This window comes from Catellatospora sichuanensis, from assembly GCF_007483665.1.
Lineage (GTDB): Bacteria > Actinomycetota > Actinomycetes > Mycobacteriales > Micromonosporaceae > Catellatospora > Catellatospora sichuanensis.
The window spans coordinates 487,589-513,605 of the sequence record NZ_VIQO01000002.1; the positions used below are offsets into that span (position 1 = coordinate 487,589).

Annotated in this window: 22 protein-coding genes, 1 tRNA gene and 1 other RNA gene; 14 read left to right on the forward strand and 10 right to left on the reverse strand. The window is 71.0% G+C overall.

Features of this window, described 5'->3' with window-relative positions; genetic code table 11:
• Nucleotides 1–98 precede the first annotated feature (98 nt).
• The 7 genes from FLL47_RS19815 (at nt 99) to FLL47_RS19845 (ending at nt 6,378) form a co-directional block, all read left to right on the forward strand.
• Complete coding sequence (locus tag FLL47_RS19815; RefSeq protein ID WP_144121997.1) at nt 99–1,340, forward strand: M23 family metallopeptidase; 1,242 nt, start codon at nt 99–101, stop codon at nt 1,338–1,340.
• Nucleotides 1,341–1,458: 118 nt separating this feature from the next.
• On the forward strand, nt 1,459–1,935 hold the full coding sequence (gene smpB, locus FLL47_RS19820) for an SsrA-binding protein SmpB (RefSeq protein ID WP_144121998.1): 477 nt from the start codon (nt 1,459–1,461) through the stop codon (nt 1,933–1,935).
• A gap of 139 nt (nt 1,936–2,074) precedes the next feature.
• A complete protein-coding gene (locus FLL47_RS19825; protein WP_144121999.1) occupies nt 2,075–2,818 on the forward strand; it encodes a cellulose binding domain-containing protein in 744 nt (247 codons plus the stop codon).
• Nucleotides 2,819–2,882: 64 nt separating this feature from the next.
• Nucleotides 2,883–4,238, forward strand: a complete 1,356-nt coding sequence (locus tag FLL47_RS19830; RefSeq protein ID WP_144122000.1) for an SRPBCC domain-containing protein — start codon at nt 2,883–2,885, stop codon at nt 4,236–4,238.
• Between the two features lie 88 nt (nt 4,239–4,326).
• A complete protein-coding gene (locus FLL47_RS19835; protein ID WP_186315799.1) occupies nt 4,327–5,478 on the forward strand; it encodes an SRPBCC domain-containing protein in 1,152 nt (383 codons plus the stop codon).
• Nucleotides 5,479–5,564: 86 nt separating this feature from the next.
• Nucleotides 5,565–5,940, forward strand: a transfer-messenger RNA (tmRNA) gene (gene ssrA, locus FLL47_RS19840).
• A gap of 171 nt (nt 5,941–6,111) precedes the next feature.
• Entirely contained in the window at nt 6,112–6,378 is a 267-nt protein-coding gene (locus FLL47_RS19845) for a hypothetical protein (RefSeq protein WP_144122002.1), read from the forward strand.
• Nucleotides 6,379–6,394: 16 nt separating this feature from the next.
• Here the strand turns inward: FLL47_RS19845 and FLL47_RS19850 are convergent, their stop codons facing one another.
• Entirely contained in the window at nt 6,395–6,982 is a 588-nt protein-coding gene (locus FLL47_RS19850; RefSeq protein WP_144122003.1) for a nucleosidase, read from the reverse strand.
• A gap of 149 nt (nt 6,983–7,131) precedes the next feature.
• Here FLL47_RS19850 and FLL47_RS19855 point away from each other — a divergent pair, with 149 nt between their 5' ends.
• Nucleotides 7,132–7,752, forward strand: coding sequence for a YqgE/AlgH family protein (locus tag FLL47_RS19855; protein WP_144122004.1), 621 nt, complete (start codon nt 7,132–7,134; stop codon nt 7,750–7,752).
• 173 nt (nt 7,753–7,925) lie between these two features.
• Nucleotides 7,926–7,998 (forward strand) — tRNA-Ala (locus tag FLL47_RS19860).
• Nucleotides 7,999–8,048: 50 nt separating this feature from the next.
• Here FLL47_RS19860 and FLL47_RS19865 read toward each other — a convergent pair.
• The 3 genes from FLL47_RS19865 to FLL47_RS19875 all read right to left on the reverse strand — a co-directional run bounded on the left by FLL47_RS19865 (nt 8,049) and on the right by FLL47_RS19875 (nt 11,689).
• Nucleotides 8,049–8,576 (reverse strand): hypothetical protein, encoded by a 528-nt coding sequence (locus FLL47_RS19865; protein WP_144122005.1) that lies wholly within the window; start codon nt 8,574–8,576, stop codon nt 8,049–8,051.
• Nucleotides 8,577–8,689: 113 nt separating this feature from the next.
• Nucleotides 8,690–9,226, reverse strand: coding sequence for a hypothetical protein (locus tag FLL47_RS19870; RefSeq protein WP_144122006.1), 537 nt, complete (start codon nt 9,224–9,226; stop codon nt 8,690–8,692).
• 255 nt (nt 9,227–9,481) lie between these two features.
• The gene (locus tag FLL47_RS19875) at nt 9,482–11,689 is read right to left on the reverse strand and encodes a terpene synthase family protein (RefSeq protein ID WP_144122007.1); all 2,208 of its coding nucleotides are present in this window, start codon (nt 11,687–11,689) and stop codon (nt 9,482–9,484) included.
• Nucleotides 11,690–11,831: 142 nt separating this feature from the next.
• On the opposite strand from FLL47_RS19875, the gene FLL47_RS19880 reads away from it, so the two are divergent.
• The gene (locus tag FLL47_RS19880; protein WP_144122008.1) at nt 11,832–12,560 is read left to right on the forward strand and encodes a tyrosine-protein phosphatase; all 729 of its coding nucleotides are present in this window, start codon (nt 11,832–11,834) and stop codon (nt 12,558–12,560) included.
• A 196-nt stretch (nt 12,561–12,756) separates the two neighbouring features.
• On the opposite strand, the gene lysS is transcribed toward FLL47_RS19880, so the two are convergent.
• Both lysS and FLL47_RS19890 read right to left on the reverse strand, forming a co-directional pair.
• Nucleotides 12,757–14,481, reverse strand: coding sequence for a lysine--tRNA ligase (lysS, locus tag FLL47_RS19885; protein ID WP_222106114.1), 1,725 nt, complete (start codon nt 14,479–14,481; stop codon nt 12,757–12,759).
• A gap of 222 nt (nt 14,482–14,703) precedes the next feature.
• Nucleotides 14,704–15,399, reverse strand: coding sequence for a sensor histidine kinase (locus FLL47_RS19890; protein WP_425457728.1), 696 nt, complete (start codon nt 15,397–15,399; stop codon nt 14,704–14,706).
• 206 nt (nt 15,400–15,605) lie between these two features.
• Between FLL47_RS19890 and FLL47_RS19895 the strand changes: the two genes are divergently transcribed.
• Nucleotides 15,606–16,403 carry an NUDIX domain-containing protein gene (locus tag FLL47_RS19895; RefSeq protein WP_222106115.1) on the forward strand — a complete coding sequence of 266 codons (798 nt, stop codon included), beginning with the start codon at nt 15,606–15,608 and terminating at the stop codon, nt 16,401–16,403.
• 5 nt (nt 16,404–16,408) lie between these two features.
• On the opposite strand, the gene fdhD is transcribed toward FLL47_RS19895, so the two are convergent.
• The gene (fdhD, locus tag FLL47_RS19900; protein ID WP_144122012.1) at nt 16,409–17,251 is read right to left on the reverse strand and encodes a formate dehydrogenase accessory sulfurtransferase FdhD; all 843 of its coding nucleotides are present in this window, start codon (nt 17,249–17,251) and stop codon (nt 16,409–16,411) included.
• Nucleotides 17,251–19,521, reverse strand: a complete 2,271-nt coding sequence (locus FLL47_RS19905; RefSeq protein ID WP_144122013.1) for an FdhF/YdeP family oxidoreductase — start codon at nt 19,519–19,521, stop codon at nt 17,251–17,253. The genes fdhD and FLL47_RS19905 overlap by 1 nt, the downstream gene beginning before the upstream one ends.
• Nucleotides 19,522–19,629: 108 nt before the next feature.
• Between FLL47_RS19905 and FLL47_RS19910 the strand changes: the two genes are divergently transcribed.
• From FLL47_RS19910 to FLL47_RS19920, 3 genes are all read left to right on the forward strand, one after another.
• Nucleotides 19,630–19,920 carry a hypothetical protein gene (locus tag FLL47_RS19910; RefSeq protein WP_144122014.1) on the forward strand — a complete coding sequence of 97 codons (291 nt, stop codon included), beginning with the start codon at nt 19,630–19,632 and terminating at the stop codon, nt 19,918–19,920.
• Nucleotides 19,921–20,125: 205 nt separating this feature from the next.
• A complete protein-coding gene (gene ctaD, locus FLL47_RS19915) occupies nt 20,126–21,850 on the forward strand; it encodes an aa3-type cytochrome oxidase subunit I (RefSeq protein WP_144122015.1) in 1,725 nt (574 codons plus the stop codon).
• 163 nt (nt 21,851–22,013) lie between these two features.
• On the forward strand, nt 22,014–22,805 hold the full coding sequence (locus FLL47_RS19920) for a DNA-formamidopyrimidine glycosylase family protein (RefSeq protein WP_144122016.1): 792 nt from the start codon (nt 22,014–22,016) through the stop codon (nt 22,803–22,805).
• 14 nt (nt 22,806–22,819) lie between these two features.
• On the opposite strand, the gene FLL47_RS19925 is transcribed toward FLL47_RS19920, so the two are convergent.
• Both FLL47_RS19925 and FLL47_RS19930 read right to left on the reverse strand, forming a co-directional pair.
• On the reverse strand, nt 22,820–24,163 hold the full coding sequence (locus FLL47_RS19925; protein ID WP_144122017.1) for an MFS transporter: 1,344 nt from the start codon (nt 24,161–24,163) through the stop codon (nt 22,820–22,822).
• Nucleotides 24,164–24,365: 202 nt separating this feature from the next.
• Nucleotides 24,366–26,003 (reverse strand): glycosyl hydrolase family 18 protein, encoded by a 1,638-nt coding sequence (locus tag FLL47_RS19930; RefSeq protein WP_144122018.1) that lies wholly within the window; start codon nt 26,001–26,003, stop codon nt 24,366–24,368.
• Nucleotides 26,004–26,017: the final 14 nt, after the last annotated feature.

Sequence of the window (26,017 nt, forward strand, 5' to 3'; positions counted from 1 at the left end):
CGTCACCTTTTCTGCGCCACCCTGGTTGAATGTCGGTTTTGCCTGGAATCAGGGCATATGTCGGCAGTAGGGTGATCGGGACAGGCGAGGGAGGTCCCGTGCGCTGGCGATTCGTACAGGTGGTGTGCGCCCTGCTGACCGCGGTAACGGTCGGCCTGCCGGCGCACGCTGCCCCCGACGACCTCAAGCAGGACAAGAAGCGCGTCGACGCCGAACTGGCCAAGACCGGAGCGCTGCTGGAGGCGCTGTCCGCCAAGGCGCGTACCGCCGCCACGGAACTCGCCGAGGCCAACGCGGCCATGCCCGCCGCCCAGGAACGGATCGCCAAGACCCGGTCGGCCGTGGTGGTCGCCGAGACCAAGGCGGCATCCGCCCAGCGGCGCGCCGACCAGGCCACCGCCGCCTGGGCCGTCACCGACCAGGCGTACCAGGCCTCGGTCCGGCAGGTCCAGGAGGGCCGGGACCGGTTCGCCCGGTTCGCCGTGGCCACCCTGCACGGCTCCAACCTCACCGAGTTCAACGTGCTCATGGCAGCCACCCGGCCGCAGGAGTTCCTCGACCGCGGCAACTACATCGAACAGATCGCCCGCATCCGGCGCGACGCGATCGACGGCTTCGTCGCCGCCCGCCGGGCCTCGAAGCAGATCACCAGCGAGGCCGAGCTGAAGCGCCGGGAAGCCGCCGACGCGGCCCGCATCGCCCGCGCCGCCCTGCTGGCCGCGGAGAAGGCGCGCCAGGACGCCGAGCAGGCACGCCGCGACCTCGACACGCTCGCGGCGCGGCAGAAGAAGGCGATGGAGGCGGCGAAGGCCGAGAAGGCCGAGGTCCAGCGGCACTACCAGGAGGTCAAGGAGCAGAGCGAGCGCATCGCCGACGAACTGCGGGTCTGGGAGGGGCAGTACGGCAAGTTCGTGCCGATCCTTCGCCCCGGGGCGAAGTTCCTCATGCCGACGAAGGGCTGGAAGTCCAGTGACTTCGGCAACCGCTTCGACCCGTACTACGGCGTCTGGCAGTTGCATGCCGGGGTCGACATCGCCGCGGGCGGCGGCCAGCCCATCTTCGCGGCGGCGGGCGGCACGGTCAGCAGCGCCGGCTGGCTCGGCGGATACGGCAACTACACCTGCCTCACCCATGGCAAGTCCGGCGGCAAGGTGATCTCCACCTGCTACGCCCACCAGTCGAAGATCCTGGTGAAGGTCGGCGACAAGATCCGCGGCGGCCAGCTCATCGGCCGCGTCGGCACCACCGGCGCCTCCACCGGCTACCACCTCCACTTCGAGGTCCGCCAGAACGGCAACCCCGTCCAACCCCTCACCTGGCTCCCCGGCTGCCTCTGCTGACCTGTGCTGCCGGCGTCCGCCTTCGCGGTCGCGGGGTGAGGCGCTATCTCGATCGCGGTTCGGTCTTGGTCATCGGTAGCATTGTCGGGTTGCCGTGATCGAGGAGAGGAGGGCCGTCATGCCGCGGGAGAAGGGCCGCAAGGTCATCGCGTCGAACCGCAAGGCGTACCACGACTACACCATCCTCGAGACCTTCGAGGCGGGTATCGCCCTGATGGGCACCGAGGTGAAGTCGCTGCGGGCCGGGCGGGCGTCGCTGGTCGACGCGTTCGGCCAGGAACGTGACGGGGAGATCTACCTGCACGCGCTGCACATTCCGGAGTACGCCATGGGCACGTGGACCAACCACGCGCCGCGGCGTACCCGCAAGCTGCTGCTCAAGCAGAAGGAGATCATTCACCTGCTCACCAAGACCCGCGAGGGCGGCCTGACCATGATCCCGCTGTCCATGTACTTCAAGGACGGCTGGGCCAAGGTCGAGATCGGGCTGGCGCGCGGTAAGAAGACCTACGACAAGCGCCAGGACATCGCCAAGCGGGACTCCGACCGGGAGATCAGCCGTGAGCTCGGCCGCCGCGCCAAGGGCATGCGCTAGGGCCAGCGCCGGCCAGGAGTGACGTCGCACACCGGCCGCATCCGGCCGCCATGGCAGCCGCACTCGAGACGGCGGTCGCCATGGCACAGTCGGATGGCCGATCGCGGACGCGAGCGTCGGGGCGGTAGCCTCGCGGTTCGTGAGCAAGCATCGGCTGCACGAGGACGACGAGACCACCCTGCTGCCGCGTGCGGTCGAGGACCCGGCGGCGGTGGAACCCGCCGCGCGAGGGTCCGAGCGGCAGCCTGCGGACGAACCTGCCCGGCGCCGGATCGGACGGCAGCCGCTGGTGATCGGTGTCGCGACCATGTGCCTGCTGGTGTCGGGCGCGGCAGCCTGGGCCCTCGCGAAACCCGCACCGCAGCCGTCGCTGACGCTGCCGAGCGGCGGACCGTCCAAGTCGGGTGCCGGCTTCACCGACGGCTTCGGCGTGATGACGCCCAGCGCCGCCCCTCCGCCCGAGGTCGCACCCGCGCGTCCGAGCGCCTCCGCGTCGGCCTCCCCGGTCGCGAGCCCGGCTCCCGGCAGCAGCGGTCCCCGGCCGTCGCGCCCGCCCGCTGTCGCGCCGCCGGCCGCCGGCGCCGCCTCGGCGACCTACGACGTGAACGCCTGGGGCGGCGGATACGTGATCGCCGTACGGGTGCGCAACGCCGGCTCCACCCCGCTGGCCTGGAAGGTACGCATCCAGCTGCCGGCGGGCAGCACCGTCGACGGCGACTGGGAGGCCGACCGGTCAGGTCAGGACGGCGTCTGGGTCTTCACTCCCGAACGCGGCGACCTCGCTCCTGGCGCATCGGTCACCTTCGGTTTCCTCGGCCGGCGGGGGGAGGCCGACTTCAAGGTCACCTGTACGGTCGACGGCGTCCCGTGCCAGGCTGACTGAGCAGTGGCTTAACTCCGCCCTAAACCGGGCGGCGGTTCGGCCGGACCGGCTCTATATTCGGCCGGTGACCGTGCTGCGGCTCGAGGTGGAGCTCCCTTACCCCGTGGAGCTGGTGTGGCAGGCGCTGACCGATCGCAGGCTGCTCGGCGAGTGGTTCCTGCAGACCGACCTCATGCCCGTGCCGGGTGGCGTGTACCGCGCCTACCCCGGAGGCGATCTGCCGGGGTTCACCGCGCCGTTCGACATGGACGTGATCGAGGTGGTCGGCCCGACCCGCCTGGCGCTGCGCTGGCGCGGTGAGCAGCTGCATGCCGACGTGGTCTGGGAGCTGTCGACCGTCGCGGGCGGCAGCCGACTGCGGGTGAGCCAGACCGGTTTCCTCGGCATCGCCGGCCAGGTGCGCCGCGCCGAGCTGCAACGGGCCTACGCGACCATGTTCGAGCAGCGGCTCCCCGCGCTGCTGGCCCGGCAGGAGCAGGAGGCGCTGCCGGCCCGCCGTCGGCGCAGCAAGGACATCTACGACGCCGCCGACATGCCCCGACGGCCCACGGCCGTGGCGACCATGTCCGTGGCGACAGGGCACGCCGGGCAGACCGCTGGGGCGTCCACTGCGGGCCTCGCACCGGGCGATCGACCCACCGTGGACCTCGGCCCGAGTACACCGCCTGCAGCGAGCCCTGACCCGCGTGCGCGGGCCACGGACCTCGACCCGGGCGCGCCGCTCGCGGCGGGTTCCGGTCCGGACCTCCCGGCCGACCCGGACGGGGACGACGCGCCGATCGTCGGCGGGCTGCTGGGCAGGGTGTTCCACATGCCGGTGGACCGGCGGCTGCGGCTGCTGTCGGCGGCGGGCGCGATGGTGCTCACCGTGCTGGCGGTCACCGCGGTGGCGACGCTGGTGCTGCGCTCACCCGGCCCAGCGGCAGACCCGATCGGCAGCGCTCGCGGCCCCTGGTCCGGGGTGCAGGCGGGTGAGTCCGAGACACCCTCGCCGGGGGTGCGCTCCGCGAGCCCGGCCGCTTCGCCGAGCGCGCCGGCGGCGGCCTCCCCGGCGGCGGCAGCGTCCGCACCGAGCGGCCCCGGTCCGACCGAGGCCGCCGTCTCCGCCCCGGCCGTCTCGTACCGGACACTGGAGACCTGGAGCGGCGGTTACATCGGCGAGATCACCATCCGGCCCGCCGCCGTGTCGGAGGGCTGGACGGCCGCCGTCACCCTGCCCGCGGGAGCCGAGGTGACCAGCGCGTGGGACCGCATCGACTTCCGCCAGGACGGCCCGCGGGTGACCTTCACCCCGCAGGACGTGCATCGCCGCCTGCCCGCGGGAAAGGACTTCGTGTTCGCCTTCCAGGTGGGTGATCCGTCCGGGGCGACCAGGCCGGAAGGCTGCGTCGTCGAGGGCGTGAGCTGCACGAACCGGTAGCGTGTCTGTCCGGCAACGGACACCCGTGTCGTGACCATGGTCGATTTCGGGGATGTCGCGGGTCGTGGGACGACCCTATAGTCGGTCCGTGACCGAGCTGCGACTCGACGTCGATCTCTCCCATCCCCGGGCCAGGGTCTGGCGGGCGCTCACCGAGCAGCGACTGCTGCGCGAGTGGTTCGTGCCCACCGATCTGGCGCCGACCGCGGGGGACACCTTCCGCGCCTTTCCGCCGCCGGGCCTCGCCGGGCTCGCGACACCGTTCGATCTGGACGTGGTGGCGGTGTCGGCGCAGGAACGGCTGGCCATGCACTGGCGCGACGACCATACGCACACCGAGGTCGACTGGTCGCTGGCCGATACGGAGGCCGGTTGCCGGCTGACCGTGCTGCAAACGGGGTTCTTCGGGGTCGACGGCACCCAGCGGCGGCGCGAGCTGCGCCGGTCGTACCAGTTCATGTTCGGCGACCAGCTGCCCGCGGCCCTGGACCGGCTCGCCTCCGGGGAGGTCGACCTGGGCGGGGTGCGGGCGGACCTGCACACCGCGATCCCGCGCCGGCGGGAGACGGTCGCGCTCGACCCGGCGCCGGCACAGCTGCCGTCCGCGGGCGGCTCGAAGCGGCTGCGGCTGCTCTCGCTGGCCGGTGCGGTGGTGCTGGTGGTGCTGATCAGCACCGCGGTGGCCGTGATGATCGGCGGTAACAGCGGCGGCGCGCCCGGCGCCGACACCGAACCGGTGTACGGGCTGGGCTCCGGCGTGCAGCCGGGCGTGATCGCGACGGACCCCGCGGCGGCTGCCTCCGGCAGCCCGCGGCAGGGCGCGCCCGGGAATTCACCCCAGCCGGGGGTGTCCGGATCGCCCGGCGCCTCGCCACTGGTGGAGGCGACCGCCTCGCCGCCGACGGGCATGCCGCTGACGGCGAACTACCGCACGATCGCGCTGCTCGGGCTCGGCGGCTTCGACACCGAGGTGACGGTGCGCAATCCCGGCACGACCCCTCGGGAGAACTGGACCGTCGTATTGACCATGCCGGCCGACCGGGCGGTGGAGAACCGATCCACCTCGGCGGTGAACTTCACGCAGGACGGCACGAAGGTCACCGTGACGCCGGTCGGCCCGGCCCGCACGGTGGCCGCGAACGGATCGGTGACCTTCATCATCCGCTTTCCGGCACTGCTGGCCCTCGGCCAGGCGATCACCGCTTGCACCGTGGACGGGATCGCCTGCACGGGAAGTTGACCGATACCGGAATGACTTTGGCCGTCCCGGACGTTACTCTTTACAGGCGCGGTGATCGTCACCGTGCGTGCGCTCACGCGCGACCAGGGGGTGACAGGTTTCGACATCGTACGTCGCGGCAGGAGAAGCGAGCCGAGGAAGCCGACGTTGTCTCGAAAATCATCGTCGGAAAACTATAAGCGCCAAGACTAACGTCAAGCGCGACTTCGCTCTCGCCGCCTGAGGCGAGTAGCAAGTCTGTCGGTCCGGGAGTGCCTACGGCCCGTGTACCGGCATCAGTTAGTAGGCTGGCCGATTCAGTCCCGTCGCGGGGCTGCTGAGGCGAGATCAATCGCGACTGGGCCCGTCACACCGTCTTGCTCACGTGATCGGTGGGGTCGAGTAGAGGCATAGTGAGCTGCGCTCGGAGAAGCCCTGTCAAACCGGCGATGGACCCGGGTTCGATTCCCGGCACCTCCACCAGACAGCGAACGGCCCCGGTCCACGAGGACCGGGGCCGTTCGCCGCATATGCCCTGATCGCTGCACTAATGACCGACTGAACGTACGTTCAAACCTGGGCAAAGGTATGGACTTCGGGCCTCCACCGCGTGACCATCGAACCCAAGGACGTTTCGCGGTCCGGGGGTGAGGTATGGCCACCGATTCACTGGACGAGCTGTCGAACGCCGTGCTGGGCCCCTCAGGCCGACTCGGCGACGTGATCGCGGACGCCCCGCGGCTGACACACAGCGTGCAGGCGCTGGAGTCCGATCGCCGCGCGCTGCTGGACGCGGTGACGTCAAGGGCCGCCGACCAGCACGCCGAGGACCAGCTCGCACAGCGGCTGACCGCCTACCGCCAGCGCACGGCCGACGTGCTGCACCAGGCGTACGGCGTCGACCTCGGTGGGGAAACCTGACCCGTGCTCCGCCGCGTCAGCGCACGCCGGCGGTGTCCTGCCAGTCGGTCAGCCAGGCGGCGAGGATGCGGGCGCACGCGTCGACGGACTCGGCCCAGCCGGTGACGGCCTCGCCATCCGCCTCGTCGCTGACCTGCTTGACCATCCGCACCGGCACGCCGTACACGTCCGCTGCCGCCGCGACGGCGTAGCCCTCCATGTCGACCAGGTCGGCGTGCTCGGCCAGGGCCGCCCGCAGCACCGGGTCGGAGACGAACACGTCACCTGTGGCCAGCACCGGCCCGGCACCTGCCAGGTCGAGCGGGCCGCCGAACGTGCGGCCGGTCAGCGCGTGGATGGTGACGGTGTCGAAGTCGTGCTGCACCACCCGGCTGATCTCGTGGATGCCGGCCAGGCCGGGGCGCAGCGCACCGGCGGTGCCCAGGTTCACGATCTCGCGCGGCAGCACGCCCGCGGCCAGCACACGCGACACCGCGAGCGTGGCGCAGACCTTGCCCACGCCGGTCAGCAGCACCGGGTGTGCGGTGTCCAGATGCGCGGCCTCCTCCGGCAGCGCGACGACGATGAGCGGCCGGTCGGGGGTCACGGTGCCGGTAAGAATCACCCGCGAATTCTAGCGGCGTGTCGAACAGCTCTCATGTAACCCATTGGGCGCAGGTCAGAACGGTCCTTGTCACCGGGTCGGGCAAGTTTGCCGCACAAGCCGTGCCGAGACCCTGACCGCGCCGCCTCCGGACGGATAGGGTGCCATTCATGGCGTCGGGAGAGCCGCACACCACGCGGCACGACAATGCGGGGAAGGGCACGGGGCGGCACGCAGTGGAGTCACTGACCGGGCACCTGCTGGTTGCCATGCCCTCGCTCCGGGACCCCAACTTCGAACGTACGGTCGTCTTCGTCCTGGCCCACGAGGCCGACGGGGCACTCGGGGTGGTGCTGAACCGGCCCACCGAGGCGCTGGTGGGCGACATCCTGCCGGGCTGGGAGCCGCTGCTGCGCGAGCCGGGTGTGCTCTTCGAGGGCGGCCCGGTCGGCACGGACTCGGCGATCTGCGTGGCCCGTGCCCGCGCGGGCGTGGCGGGTTTCGTCGGCTTCAGCCGGGTGATGGGGCAGATCGGCACGGTGGACCTCAGTCGCGACCCCGCGCGGGTCGGCCAGCGGCTGGAGTGCGTGCGCGTCTACCACGGCTATGCCGGGTGGGGCGCCGGGCAGCTGGAGCAGGAGATCGAGGAGAACGCCTGGCTGGTGTTCGAGGCCCTGCCCAGCGATCCGTTCCGCACCCAGCCGGAGGAGCTGTGGTCGCTGGTGCTGCGCCGCCAGGGCGGCATGACCGCCGCGGTGGCCAACTTCCCGCCCGACGTCTCCCTCAACTGACCGGGGCGCGTTCCGGCCGATCATGAATCCGAATTCATGATCGATCGTCGCGTCGGGTGTCGCTGCCTGGTCAACTCGCGGGGATACCCGTTTTTGCGCGGGGAGCAGGGCCGTGTAATATTTCGCAGGTGCCCGGGCGGCGGAAACGCCAAACGGGGATTTACCAGGAACAAGGGGCCGTGGCGCAGCTGGTAGCGCACCACACTGGCAGTGTGGGGGTCAGGGGTTCGAGTCCCCTCGGCTCCACCGAATGAACGCCCAGGTCGAAAGACCTGGGCGTTTTTCTTTGTCCGGGCTCAAGGGGCACGGGTGGCCATCACCAGGATGCGGTCGGCGTGCCGCTGCGCGCCGCGCTCCGACAGCGACGCGAGCCGGAGCAGGAACACGGACGCGGTCTGGGCCTCGGCCGGCACTCCGACCGCGGTGAGCAGCTCGCGCCGCGCTGCGCGGCCCGGCGGCTTCGGGTCGGCCCGGTAGACGATCACCGGTGTGAAGTAGGTGCCGCCGCGGCCGTTGGGCGCCTCGACGACCGGCACCGCGATAACGTCCGCGCGGGGGACGTGCCGCGTGCTCAGCATGCCGCGTATCACGAGGACGTCCCGCTCGGCGGTGACGCCGCTCCGCACCGCCCGTACGGCGAGCGTCGAGCCGGCCGTGGCGCAGGCCGCCGCCGCGGTCGCGGCTGCCAGGGCGGTGAGCGTCGAATCCGGCGCGATCCGGCTGATCTCGATGAAGCAGCCCAGTGCGCCGGCCATCCCCATCGCCAGCATGGCCGCCGCCATGGCGGCGTTCTGCCACCGGCTGCGGACCGTCGGTTCGGGCATGTTGCTCACGGTACGAGTGCCGGCGTGATCCGTGGGGGCGCGAGGTGTCCGGTGGGCGGGGTGGGGCCGTGGCGGCGGTTCGGGCTGCGGCCGGCACGGCCCCGGTGCGGGTGTCAGTGCGAGATGACCAGGTTCACCCGGGACACGATGCTCTTCACCGCGCCCCGCCCGGCGAGGCAGTTGATGAGGTCGACCCCGGAGCCGACGAACACCTGGTTGACGTTGCTGCCGAGGAAGAGTCCGGCGGTCACGGTGCCGTTGAAGGTCACCACGAGGCTCGAGCCGGACAGCGAGGCGGTGCGTACGGCGTTGACCGTGGTGGTCTGGCCGGTGTTCCAGGTGATCGTGAAGTTCACGGTCAGTGTGCCGAGCACCATGGTGCAGTCGTCGAGCATGGTGATCGTCTTGGTCTCCAGGCCGGAGACGAGGTTGGGCCAGCGCGGCGCGCGACACGGCTTGTACGTCGTGTTGCGGGCCACGACGGTGGGCTGGTTCACCAGCGTCAGCGGCGGGGTGAACGTGAGGGTGTTGGTGCTGCTCGGCGAGGTGCACTGCACGTCGAGCACCGCCGCGTTCGCCGGTGCGGCGGCGATCAGGGTGCCGCCGAGCACCAGCATTGCGGTGAGTGCGACACGGACGAGTCGGACCACCAGGGGCCTCCGATCTAGGGGACGGGTATGGCCGCCGATAGTCACGCTTCGACGACCACCGATACACTAAGCGTGGCCATAGATCGATAGACTGTCAGATATCGATATGATGCGATGCCTTGAAACAATCCATTAACATCGATACATTGAATGCTTCGGGCACAGCTTGCAGCTCGCCGGTGGGGCCGAGCGCACGGTGGCGCCGCATCCGGAGGTGATCCGGATGCGGCGCCACGAGTGTGCGCCGGGCGAGGCTCAGTGCGCGCCCGCTGCGCCGAGCAGTTCGAGCACGCGCACCGCCGAGGTGCCCAGCCCCGACGGCAGCGGCAGGATCGCGGGTGCGTGCCCGGACATGCCGGGACTGCGCAGCGACATGCTGGCGGCGGAGTACCGCACGCACTCCTCGTGCCAGCGCAGGATGCCCGACATCCAGTCCTTGAGCTGATCGGCGTACGCGGTCAACCGCCGCCGGACCTCCTCGTCCAGCCCCAGCTGGTCGAACATGGCCGGCAGCTCCACCGAGACGATGTGCTCGAACTGCCGCATGCGCTCGGTCATCAGCCGCGCGACCAGGTCACGGGCGGCGAACCGGTCACAGCCCAGGAAGCGCTCCAGCACGAACACCAGATTGTGGATCTCGTCCTCGTACTCGATCTCCTTCTGGTACGAGAACAGGTCGTTGGTGAAGCACGAGTAGTCCTGCGCCGCGTGCTCCAGCTGCTGCATCACCCGGTGCTCGTATATCTCGTCGGGCACCTGGCCGGCGTGGGCCAGCCGGCACAGGCTCATGGTCATGTCGGAGCCGAAGGTGGCCCGGCGCATCTCCACGTAGTCCACCGGGTCGGGCACCCGGTTCTGCATCTGGTTGGCCAGCTCCCACACCCACGACGCGGTCATGTCCTCGACCGCCTTGCGGAAGCGCGCCCGCGCGACCGGCGCCATCGGCCCCGCGGTGCGCCGCCAGAGGTCGGCCAGCCCGCGTTCGAGCGGGTTCGCCGGTTCCGGGACCGGCTCGCCGTCCAGCGGCATGAACAGCGCCAGCCGGGCGTTGGCCGCCTTCGCGCCGAGGAAGTCCCGGGTGCGGCCGAACTGCACCGGGAACAGGTCGTCGCCATAGGTGCCCCAGGTGAGCCAGTTCGAGGACACCGCCAGCTCCTCCGGTGCCGCGTCGGCATGGATCATCGCGGCGCAGTGCGGGAAGTCGAACCCGGCCAGCGCCTGTTCGTCCCACAGTCCGTGCACGCCGGTGCCCGGCACCGGGTCGAGCATGCCCATGTCGCGGCCCCAGGCCACGGTCTGCCGCCGGGCCCGGGCCAGGTGCGGGCTGGTGCGCGGCCGGTACGGCATGTGCAGCGCGGGCACCGGCAGGTGGCCCGGCTGCCGGCCGAGCGGCAGGTGGGCGTACTGCCCGAACAGCGTGGACAGGCCCGGGGCCAGCACCGCGGCGGGTCCCTCGGCCCGGGGCGTGATCTTCGTGTACCGGCTGGACCGCGCGTGCCACTCGTGCCCGCCCGACTGCCAGTCCTGCAGCCCCTTCGCATACAGGGCCACCGCGAGCTGCTCCGGCGGGGTGACCGCGTGCTCGGCGTACATCACCGGCAGCTCGGTCAGCGCGGTGTGCTCGAACTGGTGCAGGCGCGAGGTGAGCAGCTCGCCGACCAGGTCGCCGGCCCGCTGGGTGGGCACGTCGAGGAACTTCTCCAGCACCAGCACCGCGTTGGAGTTCTCGCCCTCCTCGGCCACCTCCCGCTGGTACGAGAACAGGTCGTTGCGCAGGTGCACCGCGTCGGCGAAGGTGTCCCGCAGCACCTGCAGCGGCCGCAGCCCGGCCAGCCGGTCGGGCACCTCGGCCCCGCAGGCGTACTCGACCAGGTTCGCCGACCAGGGCGCGCCGCCGACCCGCCGCCGCATCTCGATGTACTCGATCGGGTTGGCGATCCGGTGCCGGGAGATGTTGTCCAGCTCCCACATCGACTCGACCATCAGGTTGTGCGTGCTGGCCGTGAAGCGCCTGCGCCACCCGTCGGACATGTGCGGGACGGTGCGCGCCCACAGGTCCGCCAGACCCGCCTCGGCCGGGTTTTGCGGCTCCGGGGCAGTCTGGCCCGGCTCGGTCATGAACAGTTCCAGCCGGTCCAGGTACTCCTGCGCCCCGGCGAGGTCGCGGTCGTACTTGAACGACTCGAGGAAGTGGTCGTCGAAGAAGAAGACCCAGACGTACCAGTCGGTGACCAGGTCCAGCGCCGTCTCGTCACAGTCGGGATGGGTGTACGCGCACATCAGCGCGTAGTCGTGCTTGCTCAGTTTCTCCAGGTCCCACACCGGTTCGCCGGACGGCCCGGGGGCGTCGAGCATCCCCATCTGCTTGGCCCAGGCGTTCGAGTGGTCCCGGGCGTGCTGCTCGTGCGGGTTCAGCCGCGCCGGGTGGGGCAGGTAGAAGTCGGGCAGGGCAAACGCTTGCATCACCGTCTCCTGACGTTTTCCTGGCGATGACGTGCAGGTGTTGCCGCGGCTGTGGATGACTGTATAGCGATATTGCCGGTTTGAGTAGATTGTGGTTTTCAACCGCTTCGGCTAGGCGATCAGGCTGGGCTAGCGTGCTTCCGTGGACAGACACATCGTGTTCTCGCGCCTGCACAACTTCCGGGATCTGGGCGGCTACCAGGGATTCGAGGGCCGCACCGTGCGTTGGGGGCGGCTATACCGGTCCGATGCGTTGTCCAAGATGGACGACGGTGACTGGGAACGTTTCCTCGAGCTGGGTGTCAAGACCGTGATCGACCTGCGGTACCCGTTCGAGATCGCCCGTCGCGGGCGGGTGCGCGAGCACGACGGGCTGGCGTATCACAACCTCAGCGTGGAGCACCGGCCCTACCGGCAGGCAGAGCTGGGTCCGGAGGTGGCCACCGGGCCGTTCCTCGCGGGCAAGTACGCCGAGGTCGCGCAGGACGGGGTGGTGGAGTTGCGGCAGGCGCTGGACGTGATCGTCGCCGCCGAGAACTCGCCCGTCGTGTTCCACTGCGCCTCCGGCAAGGACCGCACCGGCCTGCTCGCCGCCCTGGTGCTGACCCTGCTCGACGTGCCCGACGAGGCCATCGTCGAGGACTTCGCCCTCACCGAACTGGCCACCACGGGCCTGATCGCGGACATCACCGCCCTGATGGGCGTCCCGCCGACCTGGCCCGGCTACGGCCGCGCCCCCGTCGACGTGATGATCCTGTTCCTGGCCTGGGCCAAGGAGCACCACGGTTCCCTGCGCGGCTACGCCGAACAGCGCCTCGGCATCGACGACGCCTACGTGACCCGCCTACGCGCCGGCCTCCTGGAGCCTTGATCCGGGCACTCCCGCGTCACGCCGTGCCACCCCCCGCCCCGCTCGGCCCGTCGCGACCTCGGGTCCATGGTCCTGCGGCGCCGTGCTCGTTTCGGGACGCCAAAGCGTCCCGAAACGAGCACGGCACCACGAGAGGTTCTGCCGGGCCGCCGCTTCCGCCCGGCCTGAGACGGCGGGGCGTGAGGGCGGCGGCTGGTCAGGACGTGAGGAGTCTGCGGACCTGGTCCGGGCCCACGGCCAGGAGCAGGGTGGGCAGGCGCGGGCCGGTGTCGCGGCCTACCAGGAGGTGGTAGAGGAGGGCGAAGAACTCGCGTTGGGCGACCTTGAGTTCGGGCGTCGGCTTGACGTCCAGGGGAAGGCCGAGGCGGGTTTTGGGGACGCCGTAGACCAGGGTGGTCAGGCCCTCGAGGGACCAGTGGTCGTCGAGGCCGGCCAGCAGGAGGCGCAGGGATTCGCGCTGGTCGTCGTCGACCTTGGCCAGCAGGGTGGCGTCGGGCTCGGCGAGGACGCGGGTGCGCTGCTCGGCGGGGACCTGGGTGGTGATCCAGTGCTGGGCGCGGTCCAGGCGCGGGCGGGTCTCGTCGAGCGAGCCCACCGGGTCGGCCGGGTCCAGGTCGCGCAGGATGCGCAGGGTCTGCTCCGGGTCGCCGGTGGTGATGTCCACGATCGAGGCCAGCGTGCGGTAGGGCAGCGGGTGCGGCGTCACCGGGAGCGGGCCCGCGGCGGTGCCGGCGGCCCGGCTGTACGCGGCGGTGTCGGCCGCGTTCGCGGTGCCCTCGGCCACCTTGCGGCCCAGGGTGTCCCACTCGTCGTAGAGGCGCTGGATCTCCTGGTCGAAGGCGACCTTGAACGCCTGGTTCGGGCGCCGGCGCGCGTAGAGCCAGCGCAGCAGCGGCGGCTCCATGATCTGCAGGGCGTCGGCCGGGGTCGGCACGCCACCCTTCGAGCTGCTCATCTTCGACATGCCGGAGATGCCGACGAAGGCGTACATCGGGCCGATCGGCTGCTGCCCGCCGAACACCTCGCCGACGATCTGGCCGCCGACCTGGAACGACGAGCCGGGGGAGGAGTGGTCCACGCCGGACGGCTCGAACACCACGCCCTCGTACGCCCAGCGCATCGGCCAGTCGACCTTCCACACCAGCTTGCCGCGGTGGTGCTCGGACAGCAGCACCGTCTCGGTGTGCCCGCACTGGCAGGTGTAGGTCAGTTCGGTCGAATCGTCGTCGTAGGCCACCACCGTGGTCAGGTCGCGCTCGCAGACCGAGCAGTACGGCTTGTACGGGAAATAGCCCGCCGCGCCCGTGCCGTCGTCCTCGGCGGCCGCGCCGGAGCCCTCCGCGGCCTCCTGCGCCGCGGCGGCCTCGTCCTCGTCGAGCTTGCCCTGCTGCGGTGCGCCCGAACCGGTGCGCCCCTTGGTGCGGTAGCGGTCCAGCACCGCGTCGATCTTGGCGCGCTCGCGCATGGCCAGCAGGATCTGCTCCTGGTACGCCCCCGAGGTGTACATCTCGGTCTGGCTGATGCCGCGGTACTCCACGCCCAGCTGCGCCAGCGACTCGATCATCGAGGCCTTGAAGTGCTCCGCCCAGTTCGGGTACGCGCTGCCCGCCGGGGCCGGTACCGAGGTCAGCGGCTTGCCGATGTGCTCGGCCCAGGACTCGTCGATGCCCGCCGGCACCTTGCGGTAGCGGTCGTAGTCGTCCCAGCTGATGATGTGCACGACCTCGTGCCCACGGCGCCGGATCTCGTCGGCGACCAGGTGCGGGGTCATCACCTCGCGCAGGTTGCCCAGGTGGATCGGGCCCGACGGGCTCAGGCCGGACGCGCAGACGATCGGTTTGCCCGGAGCGCGACGCTCTGCCTCGGCGATGACCTCGTCAGCGAAGCGGGAGACCCAGTCGGCCTCCGGGGTTGCGGCCACGATCGGCACGTCCTTCCAAGAGAAGCGAGATGGTCCCCATTCTCCCGGATCGGCCCAGCGAGTTTTCCGACGCCCCTACCCACCGTCACCCGCGGCGCGGCAGGCCCGCCAAGATCGCCTGACGTGCCGGGCGCATGTGCGTATCTTGGCTGCCCATTCGCCCACCTTCCGGGCAAGTCGGCAGATCTTGGCGCGGCGCGCCACGCTCTTGCGGCGGGCGGGTCAGTTGACGAGGGCGTGGGCGGGCAGGACGACGGAGGCGGCGATGCCGCGGTCGCCGACGGGCTCCAGCTCGACGCGCATCTCGTGGCGCTGGGCGAGGCGGCTGACCACCTCGATGCCCATCTGCCGGCACATCGCGGCCGTCACCGGGCTCGGGTGGGCGAGCCGGTGGTTCAACTCGCGCAGCCGCTCGGCACCGATGCCGATGCCGCGGTCCTCGATCAGCAGCACCGCCCGGTCGGCCACCCGGCGCGCCTCGACCAGCACCGTGCTGTCCGGCGGGGAGAACGCGGCCGCGTTGTCGAACAGCTCCGCCAGCAGGTGCACCAGGTCGTTCACGGCCGGCGCGACCACCACCAGACCCTCGTCGATGACGCCGAACTCGATCCGGCGGAAGTCCTCGACCTCGGACCGGGCCCCGTGCAGCACGTCCACCAGGGAGACCGGCTCGCGCCGGATCCGGGCGGACTCGCCGCCGGCCAGCACCAGCAGGCTCTCGTCGTTGCGCCGCATGCGGATGGCGAGGAAGTCGAGTTCGAAGACGTCCTTCATGCGGTCCGCGTCCGGCTCGACCTGCTCCATCCGGTCGAGACAGCTGATCAGCCGGTCGACCATCGCCTGCGAGCGCCGCGAGAGGTGGAACAGCATGTTGATGGTCTCTTCCTCCCCCGCGGAGGGGTCGGCTGAGCTCACCATGATGACCACCTCCTGTGACCCGGGGTTTACGGCACTCACATATATCAGCACCGCGCGTGCTTGGCGAGACTCAATCATGTTTCTCGTGGGGCCGGTATGCGGGGGAGCGGCTTACCCGGACGGGCGGCGGAATCGGCCTTCCGGTCGACAAAGGCGTCACGGGCGACGAGGCTGGTGACATGGTTGCCGTGCCCGACCGTCATCGTGTGCGCGCCGTACTTCTCGACGGCGACGACATGATCCTCTTCGAACGGACCCGCCCCGGCGTGCCGCGGCGCTACTGGGCGACGCCCGGCGGCGGCGTGGACAAGCACGACGCCAACCTGCTCGCCGCGCTCTACCGTGAGCTCGACGAGGAGCTGCGGGCGGTGGTCACCGCACCGGTGCCGCTGACCTTCGTCGACACGCAGCGCGAGGACGGCCTCTGGCAGCGCCAGCACCTATTCGCGTGCCGGCTGGTCTCGATGGACGCCGCGAACCGCTATGGCGAGGAGTTCGGCGACCCGGTCAAGGGCACGTACGACGTGGTGCGGGTGCCGTTCACGGAGGAGGCGATCGGGGAGCTGAACATGCAGCCCGAGGGTGTCGCGGCGTACCTGCGAAGGGCGATCGACCAGGTGTGGCAGGCCGCGCAGGACGGCCGGGCGAGTTACAGCGTGTCCTTCGCGTCCGGGACGCCGGTGCCCGCGCTGCGGCAGGCGCTGCACGAGGCGTACGGGCTGGACCCGGCGGATGTCTTCACCGGCACCGCCGAGGACCTGATGGGCGCCGCCGACGTGCGCGCCACGGTGTGGATCAACCCCGACGCGGGCGACCCGGACTACGGCTGCGAGCTCAGCGCCGGCGACTCCCTGGCCCGCGCGACCGGGGTCAGCGAGCTCGAACTCGCCACCCGCCTGTGCCGCCTCACCGCCACCACCGCCCTCGTCGCCGACGGCCCCCTGCACAGCTGGCGCGTCGCGCCCGACGGCGACTACCACCACTCCCACGCTCTCCGCCCCTAGCCTGATCAGGGCACGATGCGCTGCGGGCCTGCGTACACGTTCATGGTCTGGCCGCGCAGGAAGCCGACCAGGGTCATGCCCGCCTCGGCGGCGAGGTCGACGGCGAGCGTGCTGGGCGCGGACACGGCAGCCAGCACGCTGATGCCCGCCATCCAGGCCTTCTGGGTCAGCTCGAAGCTGGCCCGGCCCGACACCAGCAGCACGTGCCCGGCCAGTGGCAGCAGCCCGGCCCGCAGCTGAGCGCCGACGAGCTTGTCGACCGCGTTGTGCCGGCCGACGTCCTCGCGTATCGCGACCAGCTCGCCCGCGGCCGTGAACAGGCCCGCCGCGTGCAGCCCGCCGGTGCGCTCGAAGGTGCGCTGGGCGGCCCGCAACCGGTCCGGCAGCAGGGTCAGGGTCCGGGCGTCGACGGTGACCGGATCGGCGCTCACGTCGTGCGGCGAGCGGGTCCGGATGGCGTCGATGCTGGCCTTGCCGCACACCCCGCACGAGGACGTGGTGTAGAAGTTGCGCTCGGTCCCGGCGGCCGGCGGCGGCACGTGGTCGGCGAGCACCACGTCGACGACGTTGTAGGTGTTCGACGGCTCGCTCTGGCCGGCGCAGAGTTGCGCGGTGAGGACGTCGGCGGGGGCGGTGACGACGCCCTCGGTGAGGAGGAAGCCGAGGGCGAGGTCCAGTTCGTCGCCGGGGGTGCGCATGGTGACGGCGAGGGGCGGGCGGGGGCCGGTGCGGTGGCCGACGCGGATCTCCAGGGGTTCCTCGGCGGCCAGGGTGTCGGCACGGCGTACGGCGGCGGACCCGCCGAGGTCGATGCGGGTCACCTGCCTGCGGTCGCTGGCTCGGCCCATCAGACGGGCTGCAGCCGCACGATGATCTGCTTCGAGGTCGGCGTGTTCGACCCGGTCGCGGTGGAGTCCAGCGGCACCAGCACGTTCGCCTCGGGGAAGTAGGCGGCCGCGCAGCCGCGCACGGTCGGGTATCCGATGACCCGGAACCGCGGCGCGCGCCGTTCCCCGTCGGCCCACTCGGAGACGAGGTCGACGGTCGACCCGTCGGCGATGCCGAGCTCGGCCAGGTCGTCGGGGTTGACGAAGACCACCCGGCGGCCCGCCTTGACGCCGCGGTAACGGTCGTCGAGGCCGTAGATGGTGGTGTTGTACTGGTCGTGGCTGCGTACCGTCTGCAGCAGCAGGCGGCCGGCGGGCACGGTCAGCACCTCGAGCGGGCTGACGGTGAACCGCGCTCTGCCGTCCGGGGTGGGGAAGCTGCGGCTGTCGCGGGGCGGGTGCGGCAGGGTGAACCCGGCCTTGGTGCGCACCTTCGCCTCGAAGTCGTCGAACCCGGGCACGGTCTGCTCGATCAGCGCCCGGATCGCGCGGTAGTCCTGCGCGTACGACTCCCACGGGATCGTCGAGTCCGGCAGCACCGCGCGGGCCAGCCCGCACACGATGGCGACCTCGGAGCGCAGCATGGGCGAGGCCGGGTCGAGGCGGCCCTGCGAGGCGTGCACGTTCGACATGGAGTCCTCGACGGTGACGAACTGGTCCCCGGCGGCCTGGATGTCCCGCTCGGTGCGGCCCAGGCAGGGCAGGATCAGCACGGTCTGCTCGTCCGCGGTGACCACGTGCGAGCGGTTGAGCTTGGTGGACACGTGCGCGGTGAGCGTGCACCGGCGCAGCGCGGCCTCGGTGACGTCGGTGTCGGGGCTGGCCGCGGCGAAGTTGCCGCCGACCGCCACGAACACCTTCGCGTGCCCGTCGCGCATGGCCCGGATCGCCTCGACCGTGTCGTGCCCGCGCCGGGTGGGCATCGCCAGGCCCAGCCGGTCGCCCAGCCCGGCGAGCCAGGTCGGCGGCTCGTGCCAGATGCCCATGGTGCGGTCGCCCTGCACGTTGGAGTGCCCGCGCACCGGGCACAGGCCCGCGCCGGGCTTGCCGATCATGCCGCGCAGCAGCTGCACGTTGACGACTTCCTGGATGGTGGCCACCGCGTCCCGTCCCTGGGTGAGGCCCATGGCCCAGCAGACCACGGTCGCCTCGGACGCGGCGAACAGGCGCGCCGCGGCCTCGATCTCGTCGGCGGTCAGGCCGGTCGCGCGGGCCACCAGCTCGGCGTCCACCTCGCGCACCGCGGCGGCATAACCCTCGAACCCTGAGGTGTACGCCGTGACGAACGCCTCATCGACGGCTCCCCACTCCACCAGCAGCGCCCCGATCGCCTGGAACAGGGCCAGGTCGCCGCCGACCCGGACCGGCAGGTGCAGGTCGGCCAGCGCGGTGCCGGAGCCCATGAGGCCGCCGACCTTCTGCGGGTTCTTGAAGCGCATCAGCCCGGCCTCGGGCAGCGGGTTGATCGAGATGATCTTCGCGCCGCGCTGCTTGGCCTTCTCCAGCGCGGTGAGCATGCGCGGGTGGTTGGTGCCCGGGTTCTGGCCGACCACCACGATCAGCTTCGCGTCGTGGACGTCGTCGAGGGTGACCGAGCCCTTGCCCATGCCGATGGTCGCGCCCAGCGCCACGCCCGACGACTCGTGGCACATGTTGCTGCAGTCGGGCAGGTTGTTGGTCCCGTACGCCCGCGCGAACAGCTGGTACAGGAACGCGGCCTCGTTCGAGGTGCGCCCCGAGGTGTAGAACAGCGCCTGGTCCGGCTCGATCGCCTTGAGGTGCTCGGCGGCCAGCGCGAACGCCTGCTCCCAGCCGAGCGGCCGGAAGTGCGTCGCGCCCGGGTGCTTGACCATCGGGGTGGTCAGCCGGCCCTGCTGGCCCAGCCAGTAGTCGCTGCGCTCGGCCAGCTCGGCCACGGAGTGGGCGGCGAAGAACTCGGGCGTGATCCGGCGCAGGGTGGCCTCCTCGGCCACCGCCTTGGCCCCGTTCTCGCAGAACTCGGCGTGCGGGCGGTGCTCGGGCGAGGGCTCCGGCCAGGCGCAGCCGGGGCAGTCGAAGCCGCCGGCCTGGTTCACCTTGAGCAGCGTGAGCGCGGTACGGCGGACGCCCATCTGGTTCACCGCGGCGGCCAGGCCGTGCCCCACCCCCGGCAGACCCGCCGCCGCGGCCTTGGGGCCGCGCACAGTGAGATTCCGGTCACCGACATCGTCGCGTGGGGGCTTCTTCGCCATACCTCAAACGATCTCACGTCCGCGGTGCATCGCCGAGTGCGGAGCAGGTCTAACCTGAGTCGTTCGCCGGCACCCCGACCGGCGACATCCCTGCTGGGGAGGATGATCATGAAGGAATGGATCGCCGGCCTGCTGGCCGTGCTGGGCACCCTGCTCGTCCTGGCCGGAGCCACGGTCACCGTGGTCAAGACGCTCACCCCCGACCCGGCCGGCACCCCGGTCGGGACGGACCCCCTGGGCGGGACCGCCACCACCAACGGCAACAGGTTCTCGCGCTGGCTGCACCGCATCAACGCCGCCGACCGGCTCATCGCCTGGGGCGTGATCCTGCTGGCCCTGGGCGCCGTCGCGGCCGGCGCGATCGCGTTCAACGTGGGCCTGTCGGCCGGAACTCGCTGAGCTGCGGACCGTCCATCGCGGATGGCCCGGCGTCACAGCGCCGGGCCATCCGGATAGATGGTCCGGCGCGCCTGGTGCACCCCGTGCTCCGGGGCCGCCTGCGAAGGATTATTCTGCCTCCGAGGTACGCCTCGAATGATCAATCCGGGTGGCGGCGCGAGAATGGGGCGCCGCGAGCAGCCGGGCCAGCTACAGGAGGCCAGACGTGACCACCGTCGCACCGCAGCCGATCGCGACCCGGCCCTACCCCGTGCGCAAGCAGGTCAAGGGTTCCGCGATCGCGCGCCTGCTGCGCACCACGGATGCGAAGCAGATCGGGATCATGTACATGGTCACCGCCTTCGTGTTCTTCCTGATCGGCGGCCTGATGGCGCTGTTCATGCGCGCGGAGCTGGCCCAGCCGGGGATGCAGTACCTCTCCCCGGAGCAGTACAACCAGCTGTTCACCATGCACGGCACGATCATGCTGCTGTTCTTCGCGACGCCGATCGTGTTCGCGTTCGCGAACTTCGTGGTGCCGATCCAGATCGGCGCGCCGGACGTGTCGTTCCCGCGACTGAACTCCTTCGCGTACTGGCTCTACCTGTTCGGCGCGAGCCTGGCGACCGCCGGCTTCATCACGCCGGGTGGCGCCGCCGACTTCGGCTGGTTCGCGTACGCGCCGCTGAACGACGCGATCAACTCGCCCGGCGTCGGCGCGGACATGTGGATCGCCGGCCTGGTGCTGTCGGGTCTGGGCACCATCCTCGGCGCGGTCAACATGATCACGACGATCCTCACCCTGCGCGCGCCCGGCATGACGATGTTCCGTATGTCGATCATGACGTGGAACATCCTGGTCACCAGCCTGCTCGTGATCATGGTCTTCCCGCTGCTGGCCGCCGCGCTGCTGGCCCTGCTGGCCGACCGCCGCCTCGGTGCGCACGTGTTCGACCCGGCCACCGGCGGGCCCATGCTGTGGCAGCACCTCTTCTGGTTCTTCGGCCACCCCGAGGTGTACATCGTCGCGTTGCCGTTCTTCGGCATCATCTCCGAGGTCATCCCGGTCTTCAGCCGCAAGCCGATCTTCGGTTACACCGGTCTGGTCGCCGCGACCCTGCTGATCGCCGCCCTGTCGATGAGCGTGTGGGCGCACCACATGTTCGCCACCGGCCAGGTGCTGCTGCCGTTCTTCTCGTTCCTGAGCTTCCTGATCGCCGTGCCCACCGGTATGAAGTTCTTCAACTGGATCGGCACCATGTGGCGAGGGCAGATCACGTTCGAGACACCGATGCTGTTCGCGATCGGCTTCCTCGCGATCTTCCTCTTCGGCGGCCTGTCGGGCGTGCTGCTGGCCAGCCCGCCGATCGACTTCCACGTCTCGGACTCGTACTTCGTCGTCGCGCACTTCCACTACGTGCTCTTCGGCACCATCGTGTTCGCCGTGTACTCCGGCATCTACTTCTGGTTCCCGAAGATGTTCGGCCGGATGCTCGACGAGAAGCTCGGCAAGGTCCACTTCTGGCTGACCGTGATCGGCTTCAACTGGACCTTCCTGGTGCAGCACTGGCTGGGCGCCGAGGGCATGCCCCGCCGGTACGCCGACTACCTGCCGTCGGACGGCTTCACGTTCCTGAACGCGTTCTCCACCATCGGCGCGTTCATCCTGGGCGCCTCCACGCTGCCGTTCCTCTACAACGTGTGGAAGTCGTACCGCACCGGCCCGCTGGTGACCGTCGACGACCCGTGGGGCCACGGCAACTCGCTGGAGTGGGCGACCAGCTGCCCGCCGCCGCTGCGCAACTTCGACCGCATGCCGCGGATCCGCTCGGAGCGCCCCGCGTTCGACGCCAAGTTCCCGCACCTGGCCATCAGCACCGGCACCAAGGCCCCCGTCATCGAGGCCCCCAGCTACTCCCACGGCCGCCACGGCGGCGACCACGAGGTCTGACCTCCACCGCCTGTCAGGGGCCCGATCCGCTTCGCGGACCGGGCCCCTTCCTTTCGCGGTGATCATGAACTTATGGGCAGGTTCGACGGCGTGTCGTGCACCTAACCTCATGATCACCGCGGCTCGGCGGGGTGCGGCGGGGGCGGTGGGGCAGGATGGAGCCATGCCGGAAGGGGACACCGTCTGGAACACCGCCAAGGTGCTGCGGGACGGGCTGGCGGGCGCGGAGCTGACCGGATCGGACTTTCGGGTGCCGCAGCTCGCCACCGTCGACCTGGCGGGCTACCGGGTGGCCGAGTCGCTGAGCCGGGGCAAGCACCTGCTGCTGCGGCTGGTCTCGCCGCAGGACCGCGCGCTGAGCCTGCACTCGCACCTGCGGATGGAGGGCGCCTGGCGGGTGTACGCCCCGGGCGAGCGCTGGACGGGACGGCCCGCGCATCTGATCCGGGTCGTGCTGCGTACCGCGAGGTCGGTCGCCGTCGGCTACCACCTGCACGACCTCAAGCTCGTGCCGACCGCCCGGGAGCCGGAGCTGGTCGGCCACCTCGGCCCTGACCTGCTGGGGCCGGACTGGGACCCCGACGAGGCGGTGCGCCGGCTGTCCGCCGACCCCGCGCGGCCGGCCGCCGAGGCGCTGCTCGACCAGCGAAATCTCGCCGGGATCGGCAACCTCTACAAGTGCGAGCTGCTGTTCTTGCGCGGCGTGTGGCCGTGGACGCCGGTCGGCGACGTGCCGGACCTGCCCGGCATGGTGACGCTGGGCCAGCGGCTGCTGGCGGCCAACCGGGGCCGCTGGACCCAGTCCACCACCGGCTCGCTGCGCCGCGGCGAGACCAGCTATGTGTACGGCCGCCGCGCCCAGCCCTGCCGCCGCTGCAACGGCCCGATCAGCAAGGACGGCGACGGCGAGCGCATCACCTACTGGTGCCCCCGCTGCCAGCCGCCACCTGGCTGACCCGCGCGGGCGGGTCAGCGGTGGGCGGCGGTCGCGCGGGCGGCGTCCGTGGTCGTGGCGTCGGCGGCCGCGGGCACCGTCGAGCCTGCTCCGGAGATCGCGGCGTCGGCGATGACCGCGCCGTCCCAGGCCGCCTCCGCGACCGGATCGGCCGAAGCCGTCTCCACCGGGGCCGTTCCGGCCGTGCGGTTGCCCGCGCCCGCCAGGCGCCAGAAGGGGAGCGCGATGGCGGTCAGCAGCAGGCCGGCGGCACCGGTGGCGGCGAACGCCCAGCCGGGGCCGTGCGCGTCGATGATGCTTCCGGCGAACGGCGCGCCCGCCGCGACGCCGACGGTCAGCGCGGTGCCGTGCAGGCCCATCGCCTCACCGCGGGCGGCGGAGGGCACCCACTGGCTCATCGTGTCGATGGTGGCCGACAGTGACGGCGCGGCCAGCACGCCGGACGGGATCAGCGCGAGCAGCAGCCACCACCAACCGCCGCCGACGAGGCCGACCGGAATGGTCAGCGCGCCCATGGCGGCGGCCAGCAGCAGGGGCGAGATGCTGCGGTGCAGCGCACCGTAGACGAAGCCGCCGAGCAGGGAGTATCCGCACCACACGGCGATGACCAGGCCGATCCAGGTTTCCTGGCCGCTGCCCTTGAGCGTGGCGATGAGCGTCAGGTCGGTGGCGGTGAGCACGAACGTCAGTACCGCGGTGATCGACAGCAGTGCGAACAGGCGCGGGCGCAGCCACTGTCGGCGAGGCACCGCGGCCTGCGGGTTCGCCTGCTCGGCGACCGACCGGGTCGGCGGGTCGAGAGTGATCAGCGCGAGGCCCGCGCCGACCACGCCGATGCCGACGGCGTACATGGTGGGGCGGCTGCCGAAGGCGGTGACCGCGGCGACGGCGGCCGCGGGGGCGAGCATGTACGACATCTCGACGGCCATGGAGTCGAGGGCGAATCCGGGACGGCGCTGGTCGGCCGGGATGAGCGCGGCGATGCACTGCCGGACCAGGCTGAACACGGGCAGGCTGAGCACGCCCGCGACCAGCGCGCCGATCAGCAGGGTGTGATAGCTGAGCTGCGGGGCGATGCTCCAGAACAGCGCCTGGGCGGCGGTGGTGACGATGAGCACCGGCCGCAGGCCGTGCCGGTCGATCAGACGCCCGGCCAGCGGGGAGCCGATCGCGGTGCCGAGGGTGGAGGCGGTGCCGACGAGCCCGGCCTGGGCGTAGCCGAGGTGCATGGTGTTGACGACGTGCAGCGTCAGCACGATGCCGGCGGCGATGACCGGGACCCGAGCCACCAACCCCACCAGCATCAGCGCGCGTACGCCGGGGAGTCCGAGGATCTTGCGGTAAGGCTCGATGGTCATTGCGGTCTTTACCTCCGCGGCCATCCTGCCCGAGTCCCCCGACACCGCGGTAGCGATCAACGGTCGGGCCCGGGTTATCTCCGTCACCGCCCGCAGCGGACCGGACGCCTCCGGCACCCCGCGGGTCAGCAGCACCGGGGGCGGAAAAGGCGGCGGCCCGCCGGAACCCCGAGGTTCCGGCGGGCCGCCCAGCCCTGCTGGATCAGGCAAGGCCGTTCTTGATCGCGGTGATGAGCTCACCGTTGGACGTGTCGCCGAACAGCTCCCAGAAGAACGCGCCGGCCAGGCTCTGGTTCTTGGCCCAGGTCATCTTGCCCTGGATCGTGGCCGGGGTGTCGTAGCTCCACCACTGCCCGCCGCTGAAGCAGTAGGCGGTGCCGCCGACGGTGCCGTTGGCCGGGCACGAGGTCTTCAGCTTGTGGTAGTCCTCGTTGCCGGCCTCGTAGGTGCCCGGGGCCGCGCCGGTGGCCGAGCCGCCGGGGGCGGCCTGGGTGACGCCGGTCCAGCCGCGGCCGTAGAAGCCGATGCCGATGAGCAGCTTGCTGGACGGAATGCCCTTGCTCTTCAGCTTCGCGATGGCCGCCTCGGTGCAGAAGCCCGCCTGCGGGATGCCCGCGTAGCAGTTCAGCGGCGAGTGCGGGGCGGTCGGGCCCTGCGCGGCGAACGCGCCGAAGAAGTCGTACGTCATCGGCATGTACCAGTCGACGTACTGCGCGGCGGCGGCGTAGTCGGTGGCGTCGATCTTGCCGCCGTTGCTGCCGTCCGCGGTGATCGCGGCGGTGACCAGGTTGCTCGCGCCGAAGCGGTTGCGCAGGGCCTGCATCACGTTGCGGAAGGCCAGCGGGCCGCTGCTGTCACAGGACAGGCCGCAGGCGTTCGGGTACTCCCAGTCGATGTCGATGCCGTCGAACACGTCGGCCCAGCGCGGGTCCTCGACCAGGTTGTAGCAGGAGTTGGCGAACGCGGTCGGGTTCGCCGCGGCCTGGGTGAAGCCGCCGGACCAGGTCCAGCCGCCGAACGACCATACGATCTTGATGTTCGGGAACTGCTTCTTCATCTTGCGCAGCTGGTTGAAGTTGCCGCGCAGCGCGCCCGCGTCCCAGGTGTCGGCGACGCCGTCGACGCTCTCGGCCGCGGAGTAGGCCCGGTCGTAGTCGGTGTACGAGTCACCGATCACGCACTGGCCGTTGGTCACGTTGCCGAACGCGTAGTTGATGTGCGTCAGCTTCGCGGCCGAGCCGCTGCTCACGATGTTCTTCACGTGGTAGGCGCGCTGGTACTGCGCCCAGTTCGTGAAGTAGCCGATGACCTTCTTGCCCGGGGTCGGGTTGGTCGGGCTGCTCGACGGGCTGGCCGGCGGCGAGGTGCTCGGCGAGGTGCTGGGCCGGGCCGACGGCGAGCTGCTCGGGCTGGTGCCGGGCGTGGTCGGGACGACCGACGGGCTGGCGCCGGTGGCGCAGTTCGCGCCGTTGATGGTGCAGACGGTCGGCTTGCCGGAGCCCGCCGTGACGAAGCCGAACGACGCGCTGCCGCCGGCGGGGATGGTGGCGTTCCAGGTGCCGGTCGCGGTGCGGGTCTGGCCCGTGCCGGTCAGGTTGGCGTCCCAGAAGGAGCTGACGGTCGTGCCCGAGGGCAGCGTGAACACGAGGGTCCACGTGGCCGCCGCGCTGGTGCCGTTGGTGATCGTGTACTTGCCCTCGGCGCCGCTTCCCCAGTTGGAGGTCTGGGTGTAGGAGGCGGTGACGGTGCCGGCCGCGTTCGCCATGGTGACGGCGCCGATGGAACCGGCGACGACCATGGCTGCGGTGGCGGCTATCAGGCGGGCCCGTGTTCTGAGCATGGCTCTCCCTTAAT

Bases quoted from the DNA above. Each gene is read 5' to 3' on its own strand.
- smpB (WP_144121998.1), top strand. From the start codon at position 1,459: ATGCCGCGGGAGAAGGGCCGCAAGGTCATCGCGTCGAACCGCAAGGCG.
- FLL47_RS19845 (WP_144122002.1), top strand. From the start codon at position 6,112: ATGGCCACCGATTCACTGGACGAGCTGTCGAACGCCGTGCTGGGCCCC.
- FLL47_RS19855 (WP_144122004.1), top strand. From the start codon at position 7,132: ATGGCGTCGGGAGAGCCGCACACCACGCGGCACGACAATGCGGGGAAG.
- FLL47_RS19865 (WP_144122005.1), bottom strand. From the start codon at position 8,576: ATGCCCGAACCGACGGTCCGCAGCCGGTGGCAGAACGCCGCCATGGCG.
- FLL47_RS19875 (WP_144122007.1), bottom strand. From the start codon at position 11,689: ATGCAAGCGTTTGCCCTGCCCGACTTCTACCTGCCCCACCCGGCGCGG.
- FLL47_RS19890 (WP_425457728.1), bottom strand. From the start codon at position 15,399: ATGGTGAGCTCAGCCGACCCCTCCGCGGGGGAGGAAGAGACCATCAAC.
- fdhD (WP_144122012.1), bottom strand. From the start codon at position 17,251: ATGGGCCGAGCCAGCGACCGCAGGCAGGTGACCCGCATCGACCTCGGC.
- FLL47_RS19905 (WP_144122013.1), bottom strand. From the start codon at position 19,521: ATGGCGAAGAAGCCCCCACGCGACGATGTCGGTGACCGGAATCTCACT.
- FLL47_RS19910 (WP_144122014.1), top strand. From the start codon at position 19,630: ATGAAGGAATGGATCGCCGGCCTGCTGGCCGTGCTGGGCACCCTGCTC.
- FLL47_RS19920 (WP_144122016.1), top strand. From the start codon at position 22,014: ATGCCGGAAGGGGACACCGTCTGGAACACCGCCAAGGTGCTGCGGGAC.
- FLL47_RS19925 (WP_144122017.1), bottom strand. From the start codon at position 24,163: ATGACCATCGAGCCTTACCGCAAGATCCTCGGACTCCCCGGCGTACGC.
- FLL47_RS19930 (WP_144122018.1), bottom strand. From the start codon at position 26,003: ATGCTCAGAACACGGGCCCGCCTGATAGCCGCCACCGCAGCCATGGTC.